This window comes from Salmonella sp. 741265116_PST (assembly GCF_046567715.1).
Classification (GTDB): domain Bacteria; phylum Pseudomonadota; class Gammaproteobacteria; order Enterobacterales; family Enterobacteriaceae; genus Salmonella; species Salmonella enterica.
Genome location: NZ_JBKFPH010000002.1, coordinates 140,550 through 163,353 on the forward strand (window position 1 = coordinate 140,550; position 22,804 = coordinate 163,353).

Annotated in this window: 26 protein-coding genes and 2 tRNA genes; 16 read left to right on the forward strand and 12 right to left on the reverse strand. The window is 49.1% G+C overall.

Annotated elements, in window-relative coordinates; all coding sequences use genetic code 11:
* Positions 1-45: 45 nt before the first annotated feature.
* The 10 genes from ssaM (at position 46) to ssaU (ending at position 8,232) form a co-directional block, all read left to right on the forward strand.
* Complete coding sequence (gene ssaM, locus ACLD11_RS02030; RefSeq protein ID WP_076726496.1) at positions 46-414, forward strand: SPI-2 type III secretion system apparatus protein SsaM; 369 nt, start codon at positions 46-48, stop codon at positions 412-414.
* Complete coding sequence (ssaV, locus tag ACLD11_RS02035; RefSeq protein ID WP_411014473.1) at positions 399-2,444, forward strand: SPI-2 type III secretion system apparatus protein SsaV; 2,046 nt, start codon at positions 399-401, stop codon at positions 2,442-2,444. Before ssaM ends, ssaV begins: the two co-directional genes overlap by 16 nt.
* Positions 2,434-3,735 (forward strand): SctN family type III secretion system ATPase SsaN, encoded by a 1,302-nt coding sequence (gene ssaN, locus ACLD11_RS02040; protein ID WP_411011211.1) that lies wholly within the window; start codon positions 2,434-2,436, stop codon positions 3,733-3,735. The genes ssaV and ssaN overlap by 11 nt, the downstream gene beginning before the upstream one ends.
* Positions 3,736-3,737: 2 nt before the next feature.
* A complete protein-coding gene (ssaO, locus tag ACLD11_RS02045; protein ID WP_411011212.1) occupies positions 3,738-4,115 on the forward strand; it encodes an SPI-2 type III secretion system apparatus protein SsaO in 378 nt (125 codons plus the stop codon).
* Positions 4,096-4,470: an SPI-2 type III secretion system apparatus protein SsaP gene (ssaP, locus tag ACLD11_RS02050; RefSeq protein ID WP_094947572.1), complete on the forward strand. Its 375-nt coding sequence runs from the start codon at positions 4,096-4,098 to the stop codon at positions 4,468-4,470. The genes ssaO and ssaP overlap by 20 nt, the downstream gene beginning before the upstream one ends.
* On the forward strand, positions 4,451-5,419 hold the full coding sequence (gene ssaQ, locus ACLD11_RS02055) for an SPI-2 type III secretion system cytoplasmic ring protein SsaQ (protein WP_183059062.1): 969 nt from the start codon (positions 4,451-4,453) through the stop codon (positions 5,417-5,419). The genes ssaP and ssaQ overlap by 20 nt, the downstream gene beginning before the upstream one ends.
* A gap of 67 nt (positions 5,420-5,486) precedes the next feature.
* The gene (gene ssaR / locus ACLD11_RS02060; protein ID WP_183059061.1) at positions 5,487-6,134 is read left to right on the forward strand and encodes an SPI-2 type III secretion system export apparatus protein SsaR; all 648 of its coding nucleotides are present in this window, start codon (positions 5,487-5,489) and stop codon (positions 6,132-6,134) included.
* Entirely contained in the window at positions 6,131-6,397 is a 267-nt protein-coding gene (ssas, locus tag ACLD11_RS02065; RefSeq protein ID WP_000999982.1) for an SPI-2 type III secretion system apparatus protein SsaS, read from the forward strand. Before ssaR ends, ssas begins: the two co-directional genes overlap by 4 nt.
* Positions 6,398-7,177, forward strand: coding sequence for an SPI-2 type III secretion system apparatus protein SsaT (gene ssaT, locus ACLD11_RS02070; RefSeq protein WP_411014474.1), 780 nt, complete (start codon positions 6,398-6,400; stop codon positions 7,175-7,177).
* Positions 7,174-8,232, forward strand: a complete 1,059-nt coding sequence (gene ssaU / locus ACLD11_RS02075) for an SPI-2 type III secretion system apparatus protein SsaU (RefSeq protein WP_076726504.1) — start codon at positions 7,174-7,176, stop codon at positions 8,230-8,232. The genes ssaT and ssaU overlap by 4 nt, the downstream gene beginning before the upstream one ends.
* Positions 8,233-8,401: 169 nt before the next feature.
* Here ssaU and ACLD11_RS02080 read toward each other — a convergent pair.
* From ACLD11_RS02080 to mdtK, 3 genes are all read right to left on the reverse strand, one after another.
* Positions 8,402-8,478, reverse strand: a tRNA-Val gene (locus ACLD11_RS02080).
* A gap of 10 nt (positions 8,479-8,488) precedes the next feature.
* Positions 8,489-8,565 (reverse strand) — tRNA-Val (locus ACLD11_RS02085).
* Positions 8,566-8,716: 151 nt separating this feature from the next.
* Positions 8,717-10,090 (reverse strand): multidrug efflux MATE transporter MdtK, encoded by a 1,374-nt coding sequence (gene mdtK / locus ACLD11_RS02090; protein WP_001175077.1) that lies wholly within the window; start codon positions 10,088-10,090, stop codon positions 8,717-8,719.
* A gap of 216 nt (positions 10,091-10,306) precedes the next feature.
* Between mdtK and ACLD11_RS02095 the strand changes: the two genes are divergently transcribed.
* On the forward strand, positions 10,307-10,948 hold the full coding sequence (locus tag ACLD11_RS02095; protein ID WP_411011216.1) for a riboflavin synthase subunit alpha: 642 nt from the start codon (positions 10,307-10,309) through the stop codon (positions 10,946-10,948).
* Positions 10,949-10,989: 41 nt separating this feature from the next.
* On the opposite strand, the gene cfa is transcribed toward ACLD11_RS02095, so the two are convergent.
* On the reverse strand, positions 10,990-12,138 hold the full coding sequence (cfa, locus tag ACLD11_RS02100; protein WP_411011217.1) for a cyclopropane fatty acyl phospholipid synthase: 1,149 nt from the start codon (positions 12,136-12,138) through the stop codon (positions 10,990-10,992).
* Between the two features lie 289 nt (positions 12,139-12,427).
* The gene (gene punC, locus ACLD11_RS02105) at positions 12,428-13,633 is read right to left on the reverse strand and encodes a purine nucleoside transporter PunC (protein WP_079944234.1); all 1,206 of its coding nucleotides are present in this window, start codon (positions 13,631-13,633) and stop codon (positions 12,428-12,430) included.
* Positions 13,634-13,745: 112 nt separating this feature from the next.
* Between punC and punR the strand changes: the two genes are divergently transcribed.
* Positions 13,746-14,678, forward strand: a complete 933-nt coding sequence (gene punR, locus ACLD11_RS02110) for a DNA-binding transcriptional activator PunR (protein WP_000269523.1) — start codon at positions 13,746-13,748, stop codon at positions 14,676-14,678.
* Here punR and purR read toward each other — a convergent pair.
* Positions 14,675-15,700 (reverse strand): HTH-type transcriptional repressor PurR, encoded by a 1,026-nt coding sequence (gene purR / locus ACLD11_RS02115; RefSeq protein WP_000190992.1) that lies wholly within the window; start codon positions 15,698-15,700, stop codon positions 14,675-14,677. The two genes, punR and purR, sit on opposite strands and share 4 nt — an antisense overlap.
* Positions 15,701-15,995: 295 nt before the next feature.
* Between purR and ACLD11_RS02120 the strand changes: the two genes are divergently transcribed.
* Positions 15,996-16,085, forward strand: a complete 90-nt coding sequence (locus tag ACLD11_RS02120) for a YnhF family membrane protein (protein WP_000102277.1) — start codon at positions 15,996-15,998, stop codon at positions 16,083-16,085.
* Between the two features lie 81 nt (positions 16,086-16,166).
* Here ACLD11_RS02120 and sodB read toward each other — a convergent pair whose 3' ends face one another.
* Both sodB and ACLD11_RS02130 read right to left on the reverse strand, forming a co-directional pair.
* Positions 16,167-16,748, reverse strand: coding sequence for a superoxide dismutase [Fe] (gene sodB, locus ACLD11_RS02125; protein WP_000007294.1), 582 nt, complete (start codon positions 16,746-16,748; stop codon positions 16,167-16,169).
* A gap of 126 nt (positions 16,749-16,874) precedes the next feature.
* Positions 16,875-17,699, reverse strand: coding sequence for a C40 family peptidase (locus ACLD11_RS02130; protein ID WP_220659768.1), 825 nt, complete (start codon positions 17,697-17,699; stop codon positions 16,875-16,877).
* Between the two features lie 334 nt (positions 17,700-18,033).
* Here ACLD11_RS02130 and grxD point away from each other — a divergent pair, with 334 nt between their 5' ends.
* A complete protein-coding gene (gene grxD, locus ACLD11_RS02135) occupies positions 18,034-18,381 on the forward strand; it encodes a monothiol glutaredoxin 4 (RefSeq protein WP_000108176.1) in 348 nt (115 codons plus the stop codon).
* Between the two features lie 78 nt (positions 18,382-18,459).
* Here the strand turns inward: grxD and rnt are convergent, their stop codons facing one another.
* From rnt to ACLD11_RS02155, 4 genes are all read right to left on the reverse strand, one after another.
* Positions 18,460-19,107, reverse strand: a complete 648-nt coding sequence (gene rnt, locus ACLD11_RS02140; RefSeq protein WP_001282270.1) for a ribonuclease T — start codon at positions 19,105-19,107, stop codon at positions 18,460-18,462.
* 100 nt (positions 19,108-19,207) lie between these two features.
* Complete coding sequence (gloA, locus tag ACLD11_RS02145; protein WP_001237787.1) at positions 19,208-19,615, reverse strand: lactoylglutathione lyase; 408 nt, start codon at positions 19,613-19,615, stop codon at positions 19,208-19,210.
* 68 nt (positions 19,616-19,683) lie between these two features.
* Complete coding sequence (locus ACLD11_RS02150; RefSeq protein WP_411011218.1) at positions 19,684-20,781, reverse strand: alkene reductase; 1,098 nt, start codon at positions 20,779-20,781, stop codon at positions 19,684-19,686.
* A 58-nt stretch (positions 20,782-20,839) separates the two neighbouring features.
* Positions 20,840-21,439 carry a TetR/AcrR family transcriptional regulator gene (locus ACLD11_RS02155; protein ID WP_317187105.1) on the reverse strand — a complete coding sequence of 200 codons (600 nt, stop codon included), beginning with the start codon at positions 21,437-21,439 and terminating at the stop codon, positions 20,840-20,842.
* A 102-nt stretch (positions 21,440-21,541) separates the two neighbouring features.
* Here ACLD11_RS02155 and ACLD11_RS02160 point away from each other — a divergent pair, with 102 nt between their 5' ends.
* Both ACLD11_RS02160 and ACLD11_RS02165 read left to right on the forward strand, forming a co-directional pair.
* Complete coding sequence (locus ACLD11_RS02160; protein WP_001638075.1) at positions 21,542-21,781, forward strand: DUF1289 domain-containing protein; 240 nt, start codon at positions 21,542-21,544, stop codon at positions 21,779-21,781.
* Between the two features lie 50 nt (positions 21,782-21,831).
* The gene (locus ACLD11_RS02165; protein ID WP_000250721.1) at positions 21,832-22,728 is read left to right on the forward strand and encodes an aldo/keto reductase family oxidoreductase; all 897 of its coding nucleotides are present in this window, start codon (positions 21,832-21,834) and stop codon (positions 22,726-22,728) included.
* Positions 22,729-22,804: the final 76 nt, after the last annotated feature.

The following is a 22,804-nucleotide window of genomic DNA, read 5'->3' on the forward strand; positions in this document are numbered from 1 at the left end:
AATATTTAGGTAAATTGGTGTTCTGGCTCATCATGAGGCGGCAGGATGGATTGGGATCTCATTACTGAACGTAATATTCAGCTTTTTATTCAATTAGCAGGATTAGCTGAACAGCCTTTAGCAACCAATATGTTCTGGCGGCATGGACAATATGAAACCTATCTAAACTATCATAATGGTCGTATTCACTTATGTCAGATACTCAAGCAAACTTTCTTAGACGAAGATCTGCTTTTTAAAGCGTTGACTAACTGGAAATCTGCAGTGTTCCAGGGTATTCCTCAACGATTATTTTTGTTGCGCGATGGGCTTGCAATGAGTTGTTCTCCTCCTCTGTCCAGTTCCGCCGAGCTCTGGTTACGATTACATCATCGACAAATAAAATTTCTGGAGTCGCAATGCGTTCATGGTTAGGTGGGGGAATCAGGGCGCAACAGTGGCTCAGTGTATGCGCGGGTCGGCAGGATATGGTTCTGGCGACGGTATTATTAATCGCTATTGTGATGATGCTGTTACCTTTGCCGACCTGGATGGTTGATGTCCTGATTACTATCAACCTTATGTTTTCAGTGATCCTGCTCTTAATTGCTATTTATCTTAGTGACCCTCTCGATTTATCGGTATTTCCGTCTTTATTACTTATTACCACATTATATCGTTTGTCACTCACAATCAGCACATCACGGCTGGTACTGTTACAACATAATGCCGGTAATATTGTGGATGCTTTCGGTAGGTTTGTCGTAGGAGGAAATCTCACCGTTGGGTTGGTCGTATTTACCATCATTACTATCGTGCAGTTTATTGTCATTACAAAAGGCATCGAGAGGGTGGCGGAAGTCAGCGCACGTTTCTCGCTTGATGGGATGCCAGGCAAACAAATGAGTATCGATGGCGATTTGCGTGCCGGAGTTATCGATGCAGACCATGCCCGTACATTAAGACAGCACGTCCAGCAGGAAAGCCGCTTTCTCGGTGCGATGGATGGTGCGATGAAATTTGTTAAAGGCGATACGATTGCCGGTATTATTGTTGTTCTGGTGAACATTATCGGCGGTATCATCATCGCTATCGTACAATATGATATGTCGATGAGTGAGGCTGTTCACACTTATAGCGTACTGTCAATCGGAGATGGTTTATGTGGGCAAATTCCATCGCTGCTGATTTCCCTTAGCGCGGGAATTATTGTCACCCGTGTTCCGGGTGAGAAACGCCAGAACCTGGCGACAGAGTTGAGTTCTCAAATTGCCAGACAACCTCAGTCGCTCATATTAACCTCTGTTGTTTTAATGCTCCTCGCTTTAATTCCTGGCTTTCCTTTTATCACTCTCGCTTTCTTTTCAGCGTTGTTAGCATTGCCCATTATCCTCATTCGCCGTAAAAAATCTGTGGTTTCCGCAAATGGCGTCGAAGCGTCGGAAAAAGATAGTATGGTTCCCGGCGCATGTCCTCTAATCTTACGTCTTACCCCAACGTTACATTCTGCCGACCTGATTCGTGATATTGACGCCATGAGATGGTTATTATTTGAGGACACCGGCGTCCCTCTCCCTGAGGTGAATATTGAGGTTTTGCCTGAACCCACCGAAAAATTGACGGTACTGCTATATCAGGAACCCGTATTTAGTTTATCTATTCCCGTCCAGGCAGATTATTTATTGATAGGCGCGGACGCTAGTGTGGTGGGTGACAGCCAGACGTTACCGAACGGGATGGGGCAGATCTGTTGGCTTTCAAAAGACATGGTCCATAAGGCGCAAGGTTTTGGACTGGACGTTTTCGCGGGCAGCCAACGTATCTCTGCCTTACTAAAATGTGTGCTGCTTCGGCATATGGGAGAGTTTATTGGTGTTCAGGAAACGCGTTATCTAATGAATGCGATGGAAAAAAACTACTCTGAGCTGGTGAAAGAGCTTCAGCGCCAGTTGCCCATTAATAAAATCGCTGAAACTTTGCAGCGGCTTGTATCAGAGTGGGTTTCTATTAGAGATTTACGTCTTATTTTCGGTACATTAATTGACTGGGCGCCACGTGAAAAAGATGTCCTGATGTTGACAGAATACGTCCGTATCGCGCTTCGCCGTCATATTCTGCGTCGTCTTAATCCGGAAGGAAAACCGCTGCCGATTTTGCGGATCGGCGAAGGTATTGAGAACCTTATACGTGAATCCATTCGCCAGACGGCAATGGGGACCTATACTGCGCTGTCGTCTCGTCATAAGTCGCAGATTCTGCAACTTATCGAGCAGGCGCTGAAGCAGCCAACCAAATTATTCATTGTCACTTCTGTCGACACCCGACGTTTCTTGCGAAAAATTACAGAAGCCACCTTGTTCGACGTACCGATTTTGTCATGGCAGGAATTAGGAGAGGAGAGCTTTGTACAAGTGGTAGAAAGTATTGACCTTAGCGAAGAGGAGTTGGCGGACAATGAAGAATGAATTGATGCAACGTCTGAGGCTGAAATATCCGCCCCCCGATGGTTACTGGCGATGGGGCCGAATTCAGGATGTCAGCGCAACGTTGTTAAATGCGTGGTTGCCTGGGGTATTTATGGGAGAGTTGTGCTGTATAAAGCCTGGAGAAGTACTTGCTGAAGTTGTGGGGATTAATGGCAGCAAAGCTTTGCTATCTCCTTTTACGAGTACTATCGGACTTCACTGCGGGCAGCAAGTGATAGCCTTAAGGCGACGCCATCAGGTCCCCGTGGGCGAAGCGTTATTAGGGCGAGTCATTGATGGCTTTGGTCGTCCCCTTGATGGCCGCGAACTGCCTGAAATCTGCTGGAAAGACTATGATGCAATGCCTCCTCCCGCAATGGTTCGACAGCCTATCACTCAACCATTAATGACGGGGATTCGCGCTATTGATAGCGTTGCGACCTGTGGTGAAGGGCAACGAGTGGGTATTTTTTCTGCTCCTGGCGTGGGGAAAAGCACGCTTCTGGCGATGCTGTGTAATGCTCCAGGCGCAGACAGTAATGTTCTGGTGTTAATTGGTGAACGTGGACGAGAAGTCCGCGAGTTCATCGATTTTACACTGTCTGAAGAGACCCGAAAACGTTGTGTCATTGTTGTCGCAACCTCTGACAGACCCGCCTTAGAGCGCGTGAGGGCGCTGTTTGTGGCCACCACGATAGCAGAATTTTTTCGCGATAATGGAAAGCGAGTCGTCTTGCTTGCCGACTCACTGACGCGTTATGCCAGGGCCGCACGGGAAATCGCTCTGGCCGCCGGAGAGACCGCAGTTTCTGGAGAATACCCGCCAGGCGTATTTAGTGCATTGCCACGACTTTTAGAACGTACAGGAATGGGGGAAAAAGGCAGTATTACCGCATTTTATACGGTACTGGTGGAAGGCGATGATATGAATGAGCCGTTGGCGGATGAAGTCCGTTCACTGCTTGATGGACATATTGTGCTATCCCGACGGCTTGCAGAGAGGGGGCATTATCCTGCCATTGACGTGCTGGCAACGCTCAGCCGCGTTTTTCCAGTCGTTACCAGCCATGAGCATCGTCAACTGGCGGCTATATTACGGCGGCACCTGGCGCTTTACCAGGAGGTTGAACTGTTAATACGCATTGGGGAATACCAGCGAGGGGTTGATACTGATACCGATAAAGCTATTGATACCTATCCGGATATTTGCACATTTTTGCGACAAAGTAAGGATGAAGTATGCGGACCCGAGCTACTCATAGAAAAATTACACCAAATACTCACCGAGTGATCATGGAAACTTTGCTGGAGATAATCGCGCGGCGTGAAAAGCAATTACGCGGCAAACTTACCGTACTTGATCAGCAGCAACAGGCGATTATTACTGAACAGCAGATTTGCCAGACGCGCGCTTTAGCAGTGACTACCAGACTAAAAGAATTAATGGGCTGGCAAGGTACGTTATCTTGTCATTTATTGTTGGATAAGAAACAACAAATGGCTGGGCTATTCACTCAGGTGCAGAGCTTTTTGACGCAACGGCAGCAGTTAGAGAATCAGTATCAGCAGCTTGTTTTACGGCGAAGCGAATTACAGGAGAACTTTAATGCGCTTATGAAAAAGAAAGAAAAAATTACTATGGTATTAAGCGATGCGTATTACCAAAGTTGAGGGAAGTCTTGGGTTGCCATGCCAGTCTTATCAGGATGATAACGAGGCGGAGGCGGAACGTATGGACTTTGAACAACTCATGTACCAGGCATTACCCATTGGTGAGAATAATCCTCCTGCAGTATTGAATAAGAACGTGGTTTTCACGCAGCGTTATCGTGTTAGTGGCGGTTATCTTGATGGTGTAGAGTGTGAAGTATGTGAATCAGGGGGGCTAATCCAGCTAAAAATCAATGTTCCTCATCATGAAATTTACCGTTCGATGAAAGCGCTAAAGCAGTGGCTGGAGTCTCAGTTGCTGCATATGGGGTATATAATCTCCCTGGAGATATTCTATGTTAAGAATAGCGAATGAAGAGCGTCCGTGGATGGAGATACTTCCAACGGAAGGCGCTACCATTGGTGAGCTGACATTGAGTATGCAGCAATATCCAGTACAGCAAGGGACGTTATTTACCATAAATTATCATAATGAGCTGGGTAGGGTGTGGATTGCAGAACAATGCTGGCAGCGCTGGTGTGAAGGGTTAATTGGCACCGCTAATCGATCGGCTATCGATCCTGAATTGCTATACGGAATAGCTGAATGGGGGCTGGCGCCGTTATTGCAAGCCAGTGATGCCACCCTCTGTCAGAACGAACCGCCGACATCCTGCAGTAATATACCACATCAGCTAGCGTTGCATATTAAATGGATAGTTGAAGAACATGAGTTCCATAGCATTATTTTTACATGGCCAACAGGTTTTTTGCGCAATATAGTCGGAGAGCTTTCTGCTGAGCGTCAACAGATTTATCCTGCCCCTCCTGTAGTAGTCCCTGTATATTTAGGCTGGTGCCAGCTGACATTAATTGAACTTGAGTCTATCGAAATCGGCATGGGCGTTCGGATTCATTGCTTTGGCGACATCAGACTCGGTTTTTTTGCTATTCAACTACCTGGGGGTATCTACGCGAGGGTATTGCTGACAGAGGATAACACGATGAAATTTGAAGAATTAGTCCAGGATATCGAAACGCTACTTGCATCAGGGAGCCCAATGTCAAAGAGTGACGGAACGTCTTCAGTCGAACTTGAGCAGATACCGCAACGGGTGCTCTTTGAGATCGGACGTGCGAGTCTGGAAATTGGACAATTACGACAACTTAAAACGGGGGACGTTTTGCCTGTAGGTGGATGTTTTGCGCCAGAGGTGACGATAAGAATAAATGACCGTATTATTGGGCAAGGTGAGTTGATTGCCTGTGGGAATGAATTTATGGTGCGAATTACACGTTGGTATCTGTCCAAAAATACAGCGTAAACCTGATAAGAAAAATAATATGCGAACAATATAATAGAGCTCCAGGTCGTGTCATGAGAGATACAGTATGTCTTTACCCGATTCGCCTTTGCAACTGATTGGTATATTGTTTCTGCTTTCAATACTGCCTCTCATTATCGTCATGGGAACCTCTTTCCTTAAACTGGCGGTGGTATTTTCGATTTTACGAAATGCTCTGGGTATTCAACAAGTTCCCCCAAATATCGCACTGTATGGCCTCGCGCTTGTACTTTCCTTATTCATTATGGGGCCGACGCTATTAGCTGTAAAAGAGCGCTGGCATCCGGTTCAGGTCGCTGGTGCTCCATTCTGGATGTCTGAGTGGGACAGTAAAGCGTTAGCGCCTTATCGACAGTTTTTGCAAAAAAACTCTGAAGAAAAGGAGGCCAATTATTTTCGGAATTTGATAAAACGAACCTGGCCTGAAGACATAAAACAAAAGATAAAACCTGATTCTTTGCTCATATTAATTCCGGCATTTACGGTGAGTCAGTTAACGCAGGCATTTCGGATTGGATTACTTATTTATCTTCCCTTTCTGGCTATTGACCTGCTTATTTCAAATATACTGCTGGCTATGGGGATGATGATGGTGTCGCCGATGACCATTTCATTACCGTTTAAGCTGCTAATATTTTTACTGGCAGGCGGTTGGGATCTGACACTGGCGCAATTGGTACAGAGCTTTTCATGAATGATTCTGAATTGACGCAATTTGTAACGCAACTTTTATGGATCGTCCTTTTTACGTCTATGCCGGTGGTGCTGGTGGCATCGGTAGTTGGTGTCATCGTAAGCCTTGTTCAGGCCTTGACTCAAATACAGGACCAAACGCTACAGTTCATGATTAAATTATTGGCAATTGCAATAACCTTAATGGTCAGCTACCCATGGCTTAGCGGTATCCTGTTGAATTATACCCGACAGATAATGTTACGAATTGGAGAACATGGTTGAATGACACAACAGTTGAATGAATGGCTTATTGTATTGGCTGTGGCTTTTATTCGTCCATTGGGCCTCTCTTTATTACTCCCCCTATTAAAAAGTGGCAGTTTAGGGTCCGCGCTTTTACGTAATGGCGTGCTAATGTCTCTTACCTTTCCCATATTACCAATCATATATCAGCAGAAGATTATTATGCATATTGGTAAAGATTACAGCTGGTTAGGGTTAGTCACCGGAGAGGTAATTATTGGCTTTTTAATTGGGTTTTGTGCGGCGGTTCCCTTTTGGGCTGTTGATATGGCCGGGTTTCTGCTTGATACTTTACGTGGCGCGACAATGGGTACGATATTCAATTTTACAATGGAAGCTGAAACCTCACTTTTTGGCTTGCTTTTCAGCCAGTTTTTGTGTGTTATTTTTTTTATAAGCGGTGGCATGGAGTTTATATTAAATATTCTGTATGAGTCATACCAATATTTACCTCCAGGGCGTACTTTATTATTTGATCAGCAATTTTTAAAATATATCCAGGCAGAGTGGAGGACGCTTTATCAATTATGTATCAGTTTCTCTCTTCCTGCCATAATATGTATGGTATTAGCCGATCTGGCTTTAGGTCTTTTAAATCGGTCGGCACAACAATTGAATGTTTTTTTCTTCTCAATGCCGCTCAAAAGTATATTGGTTCTACTAACGCTCCTGATCTCATTCCCTTATGCTCTTCATCACTATTTGGTTGAAAGCGATAAATTTTATATTTATCTAAAAGACTGGTTTCCATCTGTATGAGCGAGAAAACAGAACAGCCTACAGAAAAGAAATTACGTGATGGTCGTAAGGAAGGGCAGGTTGTCAAAAGTATTGAAATAACATCATTATTTCAGTTGATTGTGCTTTATTTATATTTTCATTTCTTTACTGAAAAGATGATTTTGATACTGATTGAGTCAATAACTTTCGCATTACAATTAGTAAATAAACCATTTACTTATGCATTAACGCAATTGAGTCATGCTTTAATAGATTCATTGACTTCTGCACTGCTGTTTCTGGGCGCTGGGGTAATAGTTGCTACTGTGGGTAGCGTGTTTCTTCAGGTGGGGGTGGTTATTGCCAGCAAAGCCATTGGTTTTAAAAGCGAGCATATAAATCCGGTAAGTAATTTTAAGCAGATATTCTCTTTACATAGCGTAATAGAATTATGTAAATCCAGCTTAAAAGTTATCATCTTATCTCTTATCTTTGCCTTTTTCTTTTATTATTATGCCAGTACTTTTCGGGCGCTACCGTACTGTGGGTTAGCCTGTGGCCTGCTTGTGGTTTCTTCTTTAATAAAATGGTTATGGGTAGGGGTGATGGCTTTTTATATCGTCGTTGGCATACTGGACTATTCTTTCCAATATTATAAGATTAGAAAAGATCTAAAAATGAGTAAAGATGACGTAAAACAGGAGCATAAAGATCTGGAGGGCGACCCTCAAATGAAAACACGGCGTCGGGAAATGCAGAGTGAAATACAAAGTGGGAGTTTAGCTCAATCTGTTAAACAATCTGTTGCGGTAGTTCGTAATCCAACGCATATTGCGGTTTGTCTTGGCTATCATCCCACCGATATGCCAATACCACGCGTTCTGGAAAAAGGCAGTGATGCTCAAGCTAACTATATCGTTAACATCGCTGAACGCAACTGCATTCCCGTTGTTGAAAATGTTGAGCTGGCTCGCTCATTATTTTTTGAAGTGGAACGCGGAGATAAAATTCCTGAAACGTTATTTGAACCCGTTGCAGCCTTGTTGCGTATGGTGATGAAGATAGATTATGCGCATTCTACCGAAACACCATAAATGCCTTTGGTATGCTTCTTCAAGCCACTGCGAAGGTTAAGAGGGGTAATACAGTATAGAGCAGCGCGTTGATTTGTTTGACGATAAGGGTGAGAGACTGAAAATAATCGCTTTTTAGCCTGGCACAAGCACCAGATAGCGTATTATAAAATTAAACAAGATAATAGATTGGTGCGTCTGAATGGACTCGAACCATCGACCCCCACCATGTCAAGGTGGTGCTCTAACCAACTGAGCTACAGACGCATTAAAATGATGGTGCGTTCAATTGGACTCGAACCAACGACCCCCACCATGTCAAGGTGGTGCTCTAACCAACTGAGCTATGAACGCAACGTTGTAGGTGACAACGGGGACGAATATTAGCGTCACAACCGCAATGAGGCAAGAGGGAAATCGCAATTTTCTTCCTGAAATCACCTGATTGCGGTGGAAATATGCAACATGTCGAGAAAATAGCCGCCATGCGACGGCTATCGTCGTATTATCGCGCAGCGCGTTGCAAAATGATGGCGGACGGCTGACGTTGCAGATAGCGCATCCGTAACATCATTAACACCGCCGCCGAGGTCAGGCCGATGATGAACCCCATCCAGAACCCCGCCGGTCCCATACGATCAACCACCAGATCCGTTAACGCCAGGATATAACCGCTGGGTAAGCCTAACACCCAGTAGGCGGTAAAGGTGATAAAAAAGATGGAACGCGTATCTTTATAACCGCGCAGAATACCGCTGCCGATAACCTGTATAGAGTCGGAAATCTGATAAACCGCAGCGAGCAGCATTAATTGCGCAGCAAGCGCCACGACCTCAGGGTTGTCATTGTAGAGCAAAGCAATATGCTTACGCAGAGTAACGGTAAAGATCGCGGTAACCACAGCCATACAAATGCCGACGCCTAAACCGGTACGCGCTGCGGTTTGCGCATCCAGCGTCGAGCCCTGGCCCAGACGATATCCCACTCGAATCGTTACCGCCGCAGCCAGCGACATCGGCAGTACGAACATCAGCGAGCTAAAGTTAAGCGCAATCTGATGACCCGCGACATCCACAATACCTAATGGCGAAACCAGCAGCGCGACGACCGCAAACAACGTTACTTCAAAGAACAGCGCCAGCGCAATCGGCAACCCCAGTTGAATCAGGCGCTTCATGACGACGCTATCGGGTTTGCCAAAGCCTTTTTCATTACGAATATCACGCATTGAACGCGCGTGTTTAATGTAAGAAAGCATGGCGATAAACATAACCCAATAGACCGCCGCGGTCGCAACGCCGCAGCCGATACCGCCGAGTTCCGGCATACCAAAATGGCCATAGATAAAAATATAGTTCACCGGAATATTCACCAGCAGGCCCAAAAATCCCATCACCATACCCGGTTTGGTTTTGGCCAGACCTTCGCACTGGTTTCGCGCTACCTGAAAGAAAAGGTATCCTGGCGCGCCCCACAGCAGCGCGCGAAGGTAACCCACGGCTTTATCGGCCAGCGCCGGATCAATATTATGCATGGAGCGGATAATGTATCCGGCATTCCACAGGACGATCATCACCAGCACGGAGACAAAGCCCGCCAGCCAGAATCCTTGTCGAACCTGATGCGCGATACGCTCGCGACGGCCGGAGCCATTGAGTTGCGCAATCACCGGCGTCAAGGCCAGCAGTAAGCCGTGACCAAACAAAATGGCGGGAAGCCAGATAGAGGTGCCGATAGCGACGGCAGCCATGTCCGTAGCGCTATAGCCTCCCGCCATGACGGTATCGACGAATCCCATTGCGGTCTGTGCCACTTGCGCAAGGATCACCGGTATCGCTAACGCTAATAACTGACGCGCTTCACTGGTATACTTCTGCACGTATTCACCTTTTATTTTGTTGTTATATGAAAGACTAAAAAGCCGCCGTAGTGGCAGCCAAAAGAAATAGCAGGGGAAATTTCAGTCTATTGTAGCGGGGTATTACTATTTCTCCAGTGAAAAAACAGTTGTTAACGGCGCATTGCTGGCAAGCTGTTTTTCCACCTGCTATTGTGCTGAACAGTTCTGCTTTTATTTATTTCAGGAGTTGAAGATATGTTTACGGGGATCGTACAGGGTACCGCGAAACTGGTATCGATTGATGAAAAACCCAACTTTCGCACCCATGTGGTGACGTTACCGGACTACATGCTGGAGGGGCTGGAGACGGGGGCGTCGGTAGCGCATAACGGATGCTGTTTGACGGTGACTGAAATAAACGGCAATCAGATAAGTTTTGATCTGATGAAAGAAACGTTGCGCATCACCAATCTGGGCACGTTGAGGGTAGGTGATGAGGTCAACGTAGAGCGCGCCGCCAAATTCAGCGATGAAATCGGTGGTCATCTGATGTCGGGGCATATTATTACGACGGCGGAGATCGCGAAAATCCTGACCTCCGAAAATAACCATCAGGTGTGGTTTAAAGTGCAGGATGCGTCCCTGATGAAGTATATCCTGTACAAAGGCTTTATCGGCGTTGACGGCATCAGTTTGACCGTCGGCGAGGTAACGCCAACGCGCTTCTGCGTGCATCTTATTCCGGAAACGCTGGAACGTACTACGCTTGGCAGAAAAAAACTGGGTGAGCGTGTGAATATCGAGATCGATCCGCAAACGCAAGCGGTTGTCGATACCGTAGAACGCGTACTGGCTGCACGAGAAAATGCGGTCAGAAATCAGGCCGACATTAGCTAACGGAAAATAAGATTCCCCCGCATGAAATGCGGGGGAGATGATTAGCGAGGAACGCGCAGACCGTTTTCAACGCCACGCGTGAATACTACCTGCCAAAGCTGGATATCACGCGCGCGAAACGCACCCGCGCAGGCATTGAGATAATAGCTGAACATACGTTTAAAGCGCTCGTTATAATTGCCCGCAATCTCTGGCCAGGCATTGATAAAGCGCTCGTGCCACGCCATCAGAGTCGTGTCATAGTCGGCACCAAAGTTATGCCAGTCTTCCATTACAAAGTGTGATTCGCTGGCCTCGGCGATTTGACGAACAGACGGCAAGCAACCGTTGGGGAAAATATACTTATTGATCCACGGATCGACATTATGATCGGTTTTTTTAGAACCAATAGTATGGAGCAGGAAAAGACCATCCGGTTTTAAATTCCTGTCAACAACTTCAAAATAGGTGTTGTAGTTTTTTGGCCCGACATGTTCGAACATGCCGACGGAGACGATTCGGTCAAACTGATCGTTAAGGTCGCGATAATCTTCCAGGAGAATGGAGACATCCAGACCGTCGCAACGCGTCTGCGCCATTTTTTGTTGTTCAGCGGAGATCGTTACGCCCACCACGCTAACGCCATAATGGGTCGCCATATATTGCGACAGGCCGCCCCAGCCGCAGCCGATATCCAGCACACGCATCCCCGGTTGTAGCTGTAGCTTTTCGCAAATTAATTTCAGCTTGGCTTGCTGTGCCGCTTCCAGCGTATCGGCATCTTTCCAGTAGGCGCAAGAATATTGCATATAGGGATCGAGCATACGGGAAAAAAGGTCATTACCAAGATCGTAATGTTCCTTGCCGACAATCCAGGCGCGTTTTTTACTTTGTAGATTAATCAGACGCGCGCCGAGGATGCGGAGCGTATCTTTAACATGGTGGGGGAGTTGATTTTCAAGACCGGCACGTAAGACTTTGCTGAAGAAAATATCCAGACGCTCGCATTCCCACCAGCCATCCATGTAACTCTCACCTAACCCCAACGATCCTTCCTGAAGGACGCGTTTAAAAAAATCGGGATTCTTAACACGAATGTCAGACGGGGCGGAACCATTAATTGTAATATCCGCGCGACTTAACAATTCGTTGGCGATTCGGTACCAGTTATCATCCGGTACGCTGACTTCTTCTATACACGATGAACTCATAGCTTCTCCATCACTGGACGGTGATCAGAACCTTAAAACAGCGTAGACGCTTTTTTGGCTTTGTGAGAAATCCCACGGGCAATTCCGTGAGCCAGTTATCCGACGTAGAACAGAGGAAGGGAGGAACCCTTGCCGAAAAGGCCATCCATGGTGAATCGGGAACGCTCCGGTTCCCGTTAATGCCTAATAATTATCGTAATATAAACAACCGTGAATCAGTATAGGCCGCAATTTTTGATGATTCAACCGAAAATTGTTAGCGTGCTAATTACCAGCGGTTAACAAGCTTTTAGTGAGACTTGTCGTGGGCGACATTGGCATGAGGAAACCCAGTCTCATCGCACTCTGCATGAGACTGCATTTTATAGCCTAACGCCGCCAGAACAACGGTAGAGAGCATTACGCTGGTGGTGGTCAGCAGCGGCGTGCTGATGAGCCATGAAACCACCAGGCTTGCCAGGAAACATAACCCCAGTTGCAGCGTATTTTGTAGCGCCGCAGCGCGCCCCGTGGCTTGAGGGAAAGGGCGTAACGCTTGCGCGACGACGATAGGGTAGATGGCGCCATTAGCAATCGCCATTACGCAGAAAGGAATCAGGATCTCCACCAGTGAGGCATTATTCAGAAGGCCCGCTCCCCAGGTGGCGATAACGCTCAGCGCGTACAGCCCTAACAGCCACGGAAGCAATTGGTAGCCCTGCCATTTTTGTAGCGCCGCGCGGCAACCATATCCGCCAATCAGAAAAGCGATGGTTTGCGGAACATAGCTCAGGCCAATCACTGCCGGGCTGTAACCCATCGCGCTGAGAATAAACGGCGACCCTGTTAGCCACGCAAAAAAGCTGGCGGAACAGGCGGCATAAATCAGCACATTACCGCGATAGGTTTTAGAGCGTAACAACGTCGCGAAAGTGAGTTTATCCTGTCCCTCGGTACGCGCTTTTACCGATGGTTTTAAGCGCAGCGCCGGCAACATCAGCAACAACGTAATCACGAACAGGGTGGCGAAAATCGCCTGCCATGAGAAATGCGTCAGTATCCAGCTTCCCAGTAAGGGCGCAAGCGCCGGGGATAATCCCACCAGTGGCATGATCGTGGCGAAGATACGGTTAATTTTTTGCGAAGGATAATAATCGGTCACCAGCGCTTGCCAGATTACCGTTGCCGCGCAAACGCCGACGGCCTGCACGAAGCGCAGCGTCAGCAGTGCTGCCGCGCTTTCTACCCACAGCATCCCCAGACTTCCGAGTGCAAAGATAGATAACCCCAGCAGTAAAATCGGTTTACGGCCATAACGATCCGATAGCGGTCCCCAGAGGAGTTGCGCGACGGCAAAGCCAGCTAAAAACAGGCTGAGGCTGGCGCTGACAGCGGCGGCAGGCGTTTGTAAATCCGCCTGTATGGCGGCAAACGCGGGCAGGTACATGTCCGTAGCCAGAAATCCCAGCACGCTAAGGCCGGCTAACCAGACTAAAAAACCTTTTCCAGGTTGCATATTTGTTTCTCTTTCTTATCAGACAGACATTGTCGCAGAGTGTAGGGAGTGAAATTACGGTTGTGAAACGTTAATATTTGTCCAGTGAATTCAAAATTTTTGTAGGCAAATTATGTGGTCGGAATACTCGCTTGAAGTGGTTGACGCCGTGGCGCGCAATGGCAGTTTTAGCGCGGCGGCGCAGGAACTGCACCGTGTGCCTTCAGCAGTCAGTTATACCGTTCGTCAGCTAGAGGAGTGGCTGGCCGTACCGCTTTTTGTACGACGTCACCGTGATGTTGAACTGACGCCTGCTGGCGTCTGGTTTTTAAAAGAAGGGCGTTCTGTTATCAAAAAAATGCAGATCACTCGCCAGCAGTGTCAGCAAATTGCTAATGGCTGGCGTGGGCAGTTAGCTATTGCGGTGGACAATATCGTCAGACCAGAACGTACCCGGCAGATGATCGTCGATTTCTATCGCCATTTTGACGATGTGGAACTGCTGGTTTTTCAGGAGGTGTTTAACGGCGTCTGGGACGCGCTCTCCGACGGGCGTGTCGAACTGGCGATTGGGGCGACGCAGGCGATTCCGGTAGGGGGGCGTTACGCTTTTCGGGATATGGGGACCCTGAGCTGGAGCTGCGTAGTGGCAAGCGATCACCCGCTGGCGTCGATGCCTGGGCCGTTAAGCGATGATACCCTGCGCAACTGGCCGTCGCTGGTCAGGGAAGACACTTCGCGAACCTTACCAAAACGGATTACCTGGCTGCTGGATAACCAAAAAAGGGTCGTCGTACCGGACTGGGAGTCATCGGCAACCTGCCTGTCGGCAGGACTATGCGTGGGAATGGTGCCGACGCATTTTGCCCGCCAGTGGATAGACAGCGGAAAATGGGTGGCGCTGACGTTAGAGAATCCGTTTCCCGATGCGGCCTGTTGCGTGACGTGGCAGCAAAACGAAGCCTCGCCCGCGCTGGCATGGCTGCTGGACTATTTGGGCGATAGCGAAACGTTGAATCGGGAGTGGCTGCGGGAGCCAGAAGAGGCTCCCGACAGCGGGGATTAACGCCGATAGTCGCGGAACGGGCCGTCAGCGACCGAGCGACGCTCAACCAGGCGTGGATGAACTTCAATAGACTGTGACTCTTCACGCTTATTGACGATGCGATCCAATAGCATATTAAATGCGGTTTCACCTAAAGAGTCTTTGGGCTGGTGAATCGTCGTCAGCGCCGGGGTAAAGAAACGGGCGTTACGCACATTGTCATAACCGATCACCGAAACGTCCTGCGGTACGCGAAGCCCCATTTCGTCAGCCGCGCAAAGCGCGCCCATCGCCATAATATCGCCGCCGCAGAAAACGGCGGTAGGGCGATGTGACTGCGATAAAATTTGCTGCATCGCGTGGTAACCGGATTCCGGCTCGAAGTCGCCCTGAACAATCCAGTTGTCCGGCACGTTGATCAGCGCCTCCTCCATGGCTTTCATAAAGCCTGCCAGCCGGCCCGCGCCGGTGTTGCGCTCCAGCGGGCCGGGAATAACGCCGATATCCCGGTGGCCGCGCTCAACCAGATAACGACCCGCCATATAGCCGCCTGCAAAGGCGTTATCAATCACCGTGTCGGTAAAATCGGCCTTCGCCTCACCCCAGTCCATCACCACCATCGGAATATGGCGATACTCTTCCAGCATGGAAAGCAGAGGTTCTGGATACTCAGAACACATCACCAGCAGGCCATCCACGCGCTTTTGCGCCATCATGGACAGGTAGGCGCGCTGTTTTTCCAGGTTATTCCAGGCGTTGCCTAAAATCAGCGTATAGCCTTTCTGGAAACAGTTTTTTTCAACTGCCTCGATAATTTCGGCAAAATAGGCCGCTTCGCTGCTGGTCGCCAGTAAGCCTATCGACTTGGTATGGTTAACCTTCAGGCTACGCGCGACGGCGCTGGGAGAGTAGTGCAGCTCTTTAATTGCCGCCCAGACCGCGTTACGCGTTTCTTCAGCGACAAAACGCGTTTTGTTGATTACGTGTGATACAGTTGTAGTGGAAACGTTTGCTCGTTTCGCTACATCTTTAATTGTTGCCATTACATTTCACTCCAGACCCTCGCTAAGCTCCTGAGAAACGCCAGGTAAACGTTTGCCTACACACACCCTAATCGCAACATCAGGGTTGCGGCACGCCGGAAAAACGACACGGAACGTCAGGAAGGGGTCAATGGCCGTTACGCTAATTCAGTAAGCCTGGAATTTTGTCTGATCTTGAGGAAAAGGGGAAGCGTTAAAAACAGTTATCAATATAAAACATGAGAGATTTTTGTGCGGGAATGTGCAAAAATGCGCTATATCACTTTTTGTGTGGGAATAAAAAGGAGAAAACTTGATGAGTACCGACCTGAAATTTTCGTTGATTACTACGCTGATTGTTCTGGGCGTGATTGTCGCAGGTGGATTAACGGCCGCTCTGCACTGATTTCCTCTCTTCTGAGGGTGGGCGTCTCCTCTATTTTATCCTCTCTAAAACGCAGAAGGCGTACCTTCTGCGTACTCAGACTTATGCGGCGAGATTTTTCGCAACAAATTCCCAGTTAACCAGCGCCCAGAAATGCTCCAGATAGTTTGGACGGGCGTTGCGGTAGTCGATGTAATACGCGTGTTCCCACACATCAACCGTCAGCAACGGCGTCGCATCTGTGGTCAGCGGCGTACCGGCATTTGAGGTAGAAACGATAGCCAGTTTGCCATCAGCGCTTTTTACCAGCCATGTCCATCCGGAACCAAAGTTTTTGATAGCGGCATCGGTGAACTGCGCTTTAAATTCCGCGAAGCTGCCAAAAGATGCCGCAATAGCATCAGCCAGTTTCCCGGTCGGTTCGCCGCCAGCGTTTGGCGCCAGGCAGTTCCAGTAGAAGGTGTGGTTCCACACCTGAGCGGCGTTATTAAAGATACCGCCTTCGGAGGCGCGCACGATCTCTTCCAGCGATTTGCCTTCAAACGCCGTGCCTTTGATCAAATTGTTAAGATTGGTCACGTAAGTCTGATGATGTTTGCCATAGTGATATTCCAGCGTCTCAGCAGAAATATGCGGCGCCAGAGCATCTTTGGCATACGGTAATGCAGGTAATTCGAACGACATTGCTTCTCTCCTTATTATTAATATTGCGCACGCACAATAACCCTGGTGCGCGTAAGGATAGGGTAGCAAATTGAGAGGTGGCGCAAAAGAAGAAGTTATCCTGTCGTTAAACGACAGGATAAAATATTAGCGAATTGTTTTAGGTGTCATCACCCGGCGGGCGCCCACATAATGTCGTTGCCAGTACTCTTCGTTCAGTGAGGTGATCTTAATTTCCTGGCCGCTGCGCGGAGACTGGATAAACTTACCGTTGCCGACATAGACGCCAACGTGATCGGCGGTGCCGCGCCCCTGCGTACGGAAGAACACCAGATCGCCGTTTTTCAACTCGCTACGCTCAATGGGCGCCGCGTCACGCAGGTGATACATCTCATTCGCCGTTCGGGGGATACGGATCTTCACTAAATCTTTATAGGCATAATAAACCAGACCGCTGCAATCAAAACCGGTGCGCGGCGACGCGCCTCCCCAGTGATACGGTTTACCAATCTGATTCATGAGTTTGGACATCGCGGTTTTCGTCGCTTTTTGTACTTTTGCACGATGCGCATCGGCAATAGAGACCGGCAATGTTCTTTTCCCCTTCACGCAGTGCGGCTTACGGCCTTTACGCGTCGTGCATTTTTCCGTTACGTTGAGGGCGGCGATTGTCGTGGGCGCGGTTCTGTTCCGGCGATGCGTCGTATGACGAGATTTTGTGGAGGCGATGGTACGTTTTGGCGTAGAAGCGGAAGAAGAACGGCTGGTTTTTGAGGTTTTTTTTACGTTTTTTTTGCTGGTTTTACTGATCTTTTTGGGCGTTGTGCTTTTCTTTTTATCTGCCGTTTTCGTGACATGAGAAACAGCAGGCGTCGCTTTGGCTTGCCTGGAAGCATGGGCCATTGGCGTAAAAGGGAGAGTAGTAAAAAGTAAAGCACAGAGCGTGATCGAGATTTTGTTTATCCGCGCCACTGAGCAATCCTCTGTTAAAGGCAGGCGATCATGCCTGCGTATGATTTACAAAACCTGATAATTCTAATCTACAAAAGCACAGATTGGTAATTGCTTTTGGTTTCTGAAGCTGTGTTTCGTTAACAGATGTAAAAAAAATAGCAATTAATGCTAAACACGAACGCGTTATCTACAAATCACTGTGCGGTAACCCGCTTAAAAGATATTTTGTATACAACTTATTCCCGCAGACGGTAAAATAATAAGGCATGATGAAAATGTTATTTTCCGTTGCCAGCCTGACCCGTTACAATGACAGGCTTCGGTCGTAAAAGTAGTTTAAGGAAGCGAGACAATGAGCACCACTATCGAAAAAATTCAGCGCCAGATCGCTGAAAACCCGATTCTCCTGTATATGAAAGGTTCACCGAAATTGCCAAGCTGTGGTTTCTCTGCGCAGGCCGTTCAGGCGCTTTCAGCCTGCGGGGAACGTTTTGCCTATGTTGATATCCTGCAAAACCCGGATATTCGTGCTGAATTACCGAAATACGCCAACTGGCCGACATTTCCACAACTGTGGGTGGATGGCGAGCTGGTCGGCGGGTGTGATATTGTGATTGAAATGTATCAGCGTGGCGAGTTGCAGCAGCTTATTAAAGAAACTGCGGCAAAATATAAAACTCAGGAGCCGGACGCAGAGTAATCTGTGAAAGGGGAAAGCGACCTGTAAAGGTCGCTTTTTTTACCGTCATCGTGAGCAAGAGCGGCGTTGTTAGCCTCGTTATTTGTCCGTCGGCAAAGGTAATGGCCAGCCGCCCAGGCGCTTCCAGCGATTGACGATTTCACAAAACAGCACCGCTGTCCGCTCGGTATCATACAAAGCGGAATGGGCCTTTTCGCCGTCAAACTCCATACCTGCCGCCAGGCACGCTTTTGACAACACCGTTTGTCCCAGCGCCAGTCCGCTCAATGCCGCAGTATCAAAGGTGACGAACGGATGAAACGGGTTACGTTTCAGCGAGGCGCGCTCTGCGGCGGCCATCATAAAACTGTGATCAAAAGTGGCGTTATGCGCGACCATAATGGCGCGGCTACAACCACTTTCTTTGATACCTTTACGCACCATTTTGAAAATAGCGTGTAGGGCCTCATATTCACTCACCGCGCCGCGTAGCGGGTTAGAGGGATCGATACCGTTAAACGCGAGCGCTTCCGGCTGTAAGTTGGCTCCAGCGAACGGTTCCACATGGAAATGCAGCGTCATGTCCGGCATCAGCCAGCCTTGTTCATCCATTTTCAGCGTGATGGCGGCGATTTCGAGCAGCGCATCGGTTTTAGCGTTAAATCCTGCAGTTTCAACGTCGATGACGACAGGATAAAAACCACGAAAACGGTCGCACAGACCGGAAAGTTGAGCGTTATCGGACATCTGAGTCTCTTAATACGAAAAAATGCAGCGCGTATTATGGCAAATTTTACGCCGGGATGCAGTAAAACAACGGGCACAGTGACCTGCGCCCGGCAGGGGATCAGTTACCCAGACCGCGGCCTGCGTCTTTAGCTTCAATCAATTCGATTTTATAGCCATCCGGATCTTCAACGAAGGCGATGATGGTCGAACCGCCTTTTACCGGCCCCGCTTCACGGGTCACGTTGCCGCCGTTCTGACGAATACGTTCACAGGCTTCAGCGGCATTGTCAACGCTCAGCGCGATATGCCCGTACGCATTGCCCATGTCGTAGCTCTCAACGCCCCAGTTATAGGTGAGTTCGATGACCGCTTCTTCCGTTTCCGGACCATATCCCACAAAGGCCAGCGAGTATTTGTATTCCGGATTCTCACTGGTACGCAGCAATTTCATGCCCAGAACGTTAGTGTAAAAAGCGATGGAACGCTGCAAATCGCCGACGCGCAGCATAGTATGCAATAAACGCATTTTCGTTGTCCTTAAAATAGTCAAGATATTCAAAGTATAGCGGCGATGTGAGGCCGCTATCAATGAAATTACAGAGTAGGGTAGTCCGTGTAGCCTTCCGCGCCGCCGCCATAAAAACTTTCGGGACGCTGTGGATTGAGTTTCGCTTTACATTGCAGACGCGCCACCAGATCCGGGTTAGCGATGTAATCGCGACCAAACGCCACGGCGTCAATCAGCCCTTTTTCGATCAGATCTTCCGCTTTTTCTGGCGTATAGGCGCCAGCGCCGATGATGGGACCGTGGAAATATGCGCGCACTTTTTCACGGAACGCGTCGCTGTACGGTTCGCCGCCCGCCCAGTCTGGTTCAGACATATGCAGATAAGCAATGCCGCGTTTGCCTAACGCATCAATCAGATAAAGGGCGTCAGCTTCTTCATTCGGGCCGTTATCGACATTCTGGAAAGTGCCGACAGGAGAAAGGCGAATGCCGATACGGTCCGCGCCCCATTCTTTAATGCCAGCATCAACCACCTCCAGCACCAGACGGGCGCGATTCTCTACGCTGCCGCCGTACTGATCGGTACGGTGATTAGAAGACGGTGAGAGGAACTGGTGCAGCAGATAACCGTGCGCGGAGTGCAGCTCGACCAGATCGAAGCCTGCCTCTCGGGCATTGGCGATAGCCTGGCGGAAATCGTTGACGATCCCGGGGATCTCATGAGTATCCAGCGCGCGCGGCGTGGAAGTCTCTACGCGGATGGCCTGGCCGTTTTCATCACGCAAAGAGGTGCGGGTTCCCGCATTGATAGCGGATGGCGCGACGGGCGCTTGTCCGCCTGGTTGCAGGCTGGCGTGTGAAATACGGCCCGTATGCCACAGTTGCACCGCTATATGGCCGCCCTGAGCATGAACTCCCTGAGTGATTTTTTTCCAGGCGGCGATCTGCTCATCGCTGTGTAATCCCGGTGCGCCGGCATAGCCTTTCGCCTGTGCGGAGATTTGTGTGGCTTCGCTGATGATCAATCCGGCGCTGGCGCGTTGACGGTAATATTCCGCCATTAACGGCGTAGGAATGTCGCCCGGTTCAATACTCCGCAAACGCGTCAAAGGCGCCATAAATACGCGATTTGTTGCCGTGATGGCACCCACCTTGAGGGGGGTAAACAGTTTTGCTGATGACATAGTGGCTCCTGATATAAGTAGACCGGTCGTCTTGTAATAAAGGAAATAAAAACGCCTGTTACTGCTCAGGCGTTGCAATAATGGTCTTAACATGCGCCAACGCATTTTCCAGCGGCGCGGCGCTACGGGATATTTTGGCCTGCAAATTGGCGCCCAGCCACAGGGCATAAAGTACCTGCGCCTGTGGCAACGGCTGGCCGGTGAAATGTAAACAGTGGCTATTACGGCCATCCTCCAGCGCGCGTGCAAGCAGTGCCATGATCTCCTGCGCCCCTTTATCCATCGTAGAGCGCATATCCTCCGACAGATCGCAGACCTCCGCTGACAGTTTCACCGTCAGGCAACCGCTGATGGCGCCTTGCTGGCAAAACTGCTTTAACGTTTCCTGATACCAGGCGAGAAGACGATCGCGATGATTACCGGGAGCGGAGGTGAAGTGCGCCGTAAGACGCTGATGATAGCAGGCGTAATGTCGCTCAAGCATGGCGACGCCGAAGGCTTCTTTCGAGCGAAAGTAGTGATAAAACGACCCTTTAGGCACCTGGGCGGTTTTGAGCAACTCGCTAAGCCCCATGCCGGTAAAACCCCGTTGCATACAAAGCTGCTCGCCGGTGGCCAGCAGATGTTCGCGGGTATCGTGTTCGGTTTGCTTATTCATAGCAGGCAGTATAGTAGACCAGTCGGTCTACTGCAAGCAGAGTTGCCATAATGTCAGTTAGCGTCTTCAATAGTCATAAGCGTCAAACGTTGAGGAGGGGATGTGGCCGAGCAGTTGGAGTTTTTTCCTGTAGCAAGCCCATGTCGCGGTATCTGCCAGTCTGATGAGCGTGGCTTTTGTCGGGGTTGTATGCGCAGCCGCGACGAACGGTTTAACTGGCAAAAAATGAGCGATGCTGAGAAACAAAATGTACTGCGGCTTTGTCGCCAGCGTTACTTGCGTAAAATACGCGCAAATAAGCCTCTCCCATCGGAAGATCCTCAACAACCTTCACTCTTTTAAACGCGGAATTGCGTATACTCAACCTCATTATTCTCTATGAGGAATCTGTTATGGTTCAGCGTGTCACCATCGCTCCACAAGGCCCGGAGTTTTCGCGTTTTGTCATGGGTTACTGGCGTTTGATGGACTGGAATATGTCCGCGCGTCAGTTAGTGAGTTTTATCGAAGAGCATCTGGATTTGGGCGTCACTACCGTTGATCATGCGGACATTTATGGCGGATATCAGTGCGAAGCGGCGTTTGGCGAGGCGCTAACGCTGGCGCCGCATTTGCGGGAAAAACTGCAAATCGTTACCAAATGCGGTATTGCGACCACCGCCAGAGCGGAAAATAGGCTCGGTCATTATATTACCGATCGCCGCCATATTATTCTGAGCGCCGAACAGTCATTAAAAAATCTGGCGACAGATTATCTGGATATGTTGTTAATTCACCGTCCCGATCCGTTAATGGATGCGGATGACGTCGCCGAGGCGTTTCAACATCTGCACCAAAGCGGCAAAGTGCGCCATTTTGGCGTTTCTAATTTTACGCCAGCGCAATTTACGTTGCTGCAATCGCGCCTGCCGTTCACCCTGGCGACCAACCAGGTGGAGATCTCGCCGGTTCACCAGCCTTTGTTGCTGGACGGCACATTAGATCAATTACAGCAACTGCGTATTCGTCCGATGGCCTGGTCATGTCTTGGCGGCGGTCGGCTGTTTAATGATGAGGCTTATCAGCCGTTGCGCCAGGAACTTTCCGTTATCGCGCAAGAACTCAACGCCAGTTCTATTGAACAGGTGGTCTATGCCTGGATTTTACGTTTGCCATCGCAGCCGCTGCCGATTATTGGCTCGGGTAAAATCGAACGCGTACGCGCCGCACTAGAAGCGGAAACGCTGTCATTGTCGCGTCAACAGTGGTTCCGAATCCGCAAGGCGGCACTGGGTTATGACGTGCCGTAATCGCCAACTCGTTGACTTTCCGTTCATGTTTTCGCCAGTGGTTTACACTTAACAGGCGACCACATGTAACGGAGGT

Bases quoted from the DNA above. Each gene is read 5' to 3' on its own strand.
- ssaM (WP_076726496.1), top strand. From the start codon at position 46: ATGGATTGGGATCTCATTACTGAACGTAATATTCAGCTTTTTATTCAA.
- ssaV (WP_411014473.1), top strand. From the start codon at position 399: ATGCGTTCATGGTTAGGTGGGGGAATCAGGGCGCAACAGTGGCTCAGT.
- ssaN (WP_411011211.1), top strand. From the start codon at position 2,434: ATGAAGAATGAATTGATGCAACGTCTGAGGCTGAAATATCCGCCCCCC.
- ssaO (WP_411011212.1), top strand. From the start codon at position 3,738: ATGGAAACTTTGCTGGAGATAATCGCGCGGCGTGAAAAGCAATTACGC.
- ssaP (WP_094947572.1), top strand. From the start codon at position 4,096: ATGCGTATTACCAAAGTTGAGGGAAGTCTTGGGTTGCCATGCCAGTCT.
- ssaQ (WP_183059062.1), top strand. From the start codon at position 4,451: ATGTTAAGAATAGCGAATGAAGAGCGTCCGTGGATGGAGATACTTCCA.
- ssaR (WP_183059061.1), top strand. From the start codon at position 5,487: ATGTCTTTACCCGATTCGCCTTTGCAACTGATTGGTATATTGTTTCTG.
- ssas (WP_000999982.1), top strand. From the start codon at position 6,131: ATGAATGATTCTGAATTGACGCAATTTGTAACGCAACTTTTATGGATC.
- ssaT (WP_411014474.1), top strand. From the start codon at position 6,398: ATGACACAACAGTTGAATGAATGGCTTATTGTATTGGCTGTGGCTTTT.
- ssaU (WP_076726504.1), top strand. From the start codon at position 7,174: ATGAGCGAGAAAACAGAACAGCCTACAGAAAAGAAATTACGTGATGGT.
- ACLD11_RS02095 (WP_411011216.1), top strand. From the start codon at position 10,307: ATGTTTACGGGGATCGTACAGGGTACCGCGAAACTGGTATCGATTGAT.
- cfa (WP_411011217.1), bottom strand. From the start codon at position 12,138: ATGAGTTCATCGTGTATAGAAGAAGTCAGCGTACCGGATGATAACTGG.
- punC (WP_079944234.1), bottom strand. From the start codon at position 13,633: ATGCAACCTGGAAAAGGTTTTTTAGTCTGGTTAGCCGGCCTTAGCGTG.
- punR (WP_000269523.1), top strand. From the start codon at position 13,746: ATGTGGTCGGAATACTCGCTTGAAGTGGTTGACGCCGTGGCGCGCAAT.
- purR (WP_000190992.1), bottom strand. From the start codon at position 15,700: ATGGCAACAATTAAAGATGTAGCGAAACGAGCAAACGTTTCCACTACA.
- ACLD11_RS02120 (WP_000102277.1), top strand. From the start codon at position 15,996: ATGAGTACCGACCTGAAATTTTCGTTGATTACTACGCTGATTGTTCTG.
- sodB (WP_000007294.1), bottom strand. From the start codon at position 16,748: ATGTCGTTCGAATTACCTGCATTACCGTATGCCAAAGATGCTCTGGCG.
- grxD (WP_000108176.1), top strand. From the start codon at position 18,034: ATGAGCACCACTATCGAAAAAATTCAGCGCCAGATCGCTGAAAACCCG.
- rnt (WP_001282270.1), bottom strand. From the start codon at position 19,107: ATGTCCGATAACGCTCAACTTTCCGGTCTGTGCGACCGTTTTCGTGGT.
- gloA (WP_001237787.1), bottom strand. From the start codon at position 19,615: ATGCGTTTATTGCATACTATGCTGCGCGTCGGCGATTTGCAGCGTTCC.
- ACLD11_RS02150 (WP_411011218.1), bottom strand. From the start codon at position 20,781: ATGTCATCAGCAAAACTGTTTACCCCCCTCAAGGTGGGTGCCATCACG.
- ACLD11_RS02155 (WP_317187105.1), bottom strand. From the start codon at position 21,439: ATGAATAAGCAAACCGAACACGATACCCGCGAACATCTGCTGGCCACC.
- ACLD11_RS02165 (WP_000250721.1), top strand. From the start codon at position 21,832: ATGGTTCAGCGTGTCACCATCGCTCCACAAGGCCCGGAGTTTTCGCGT.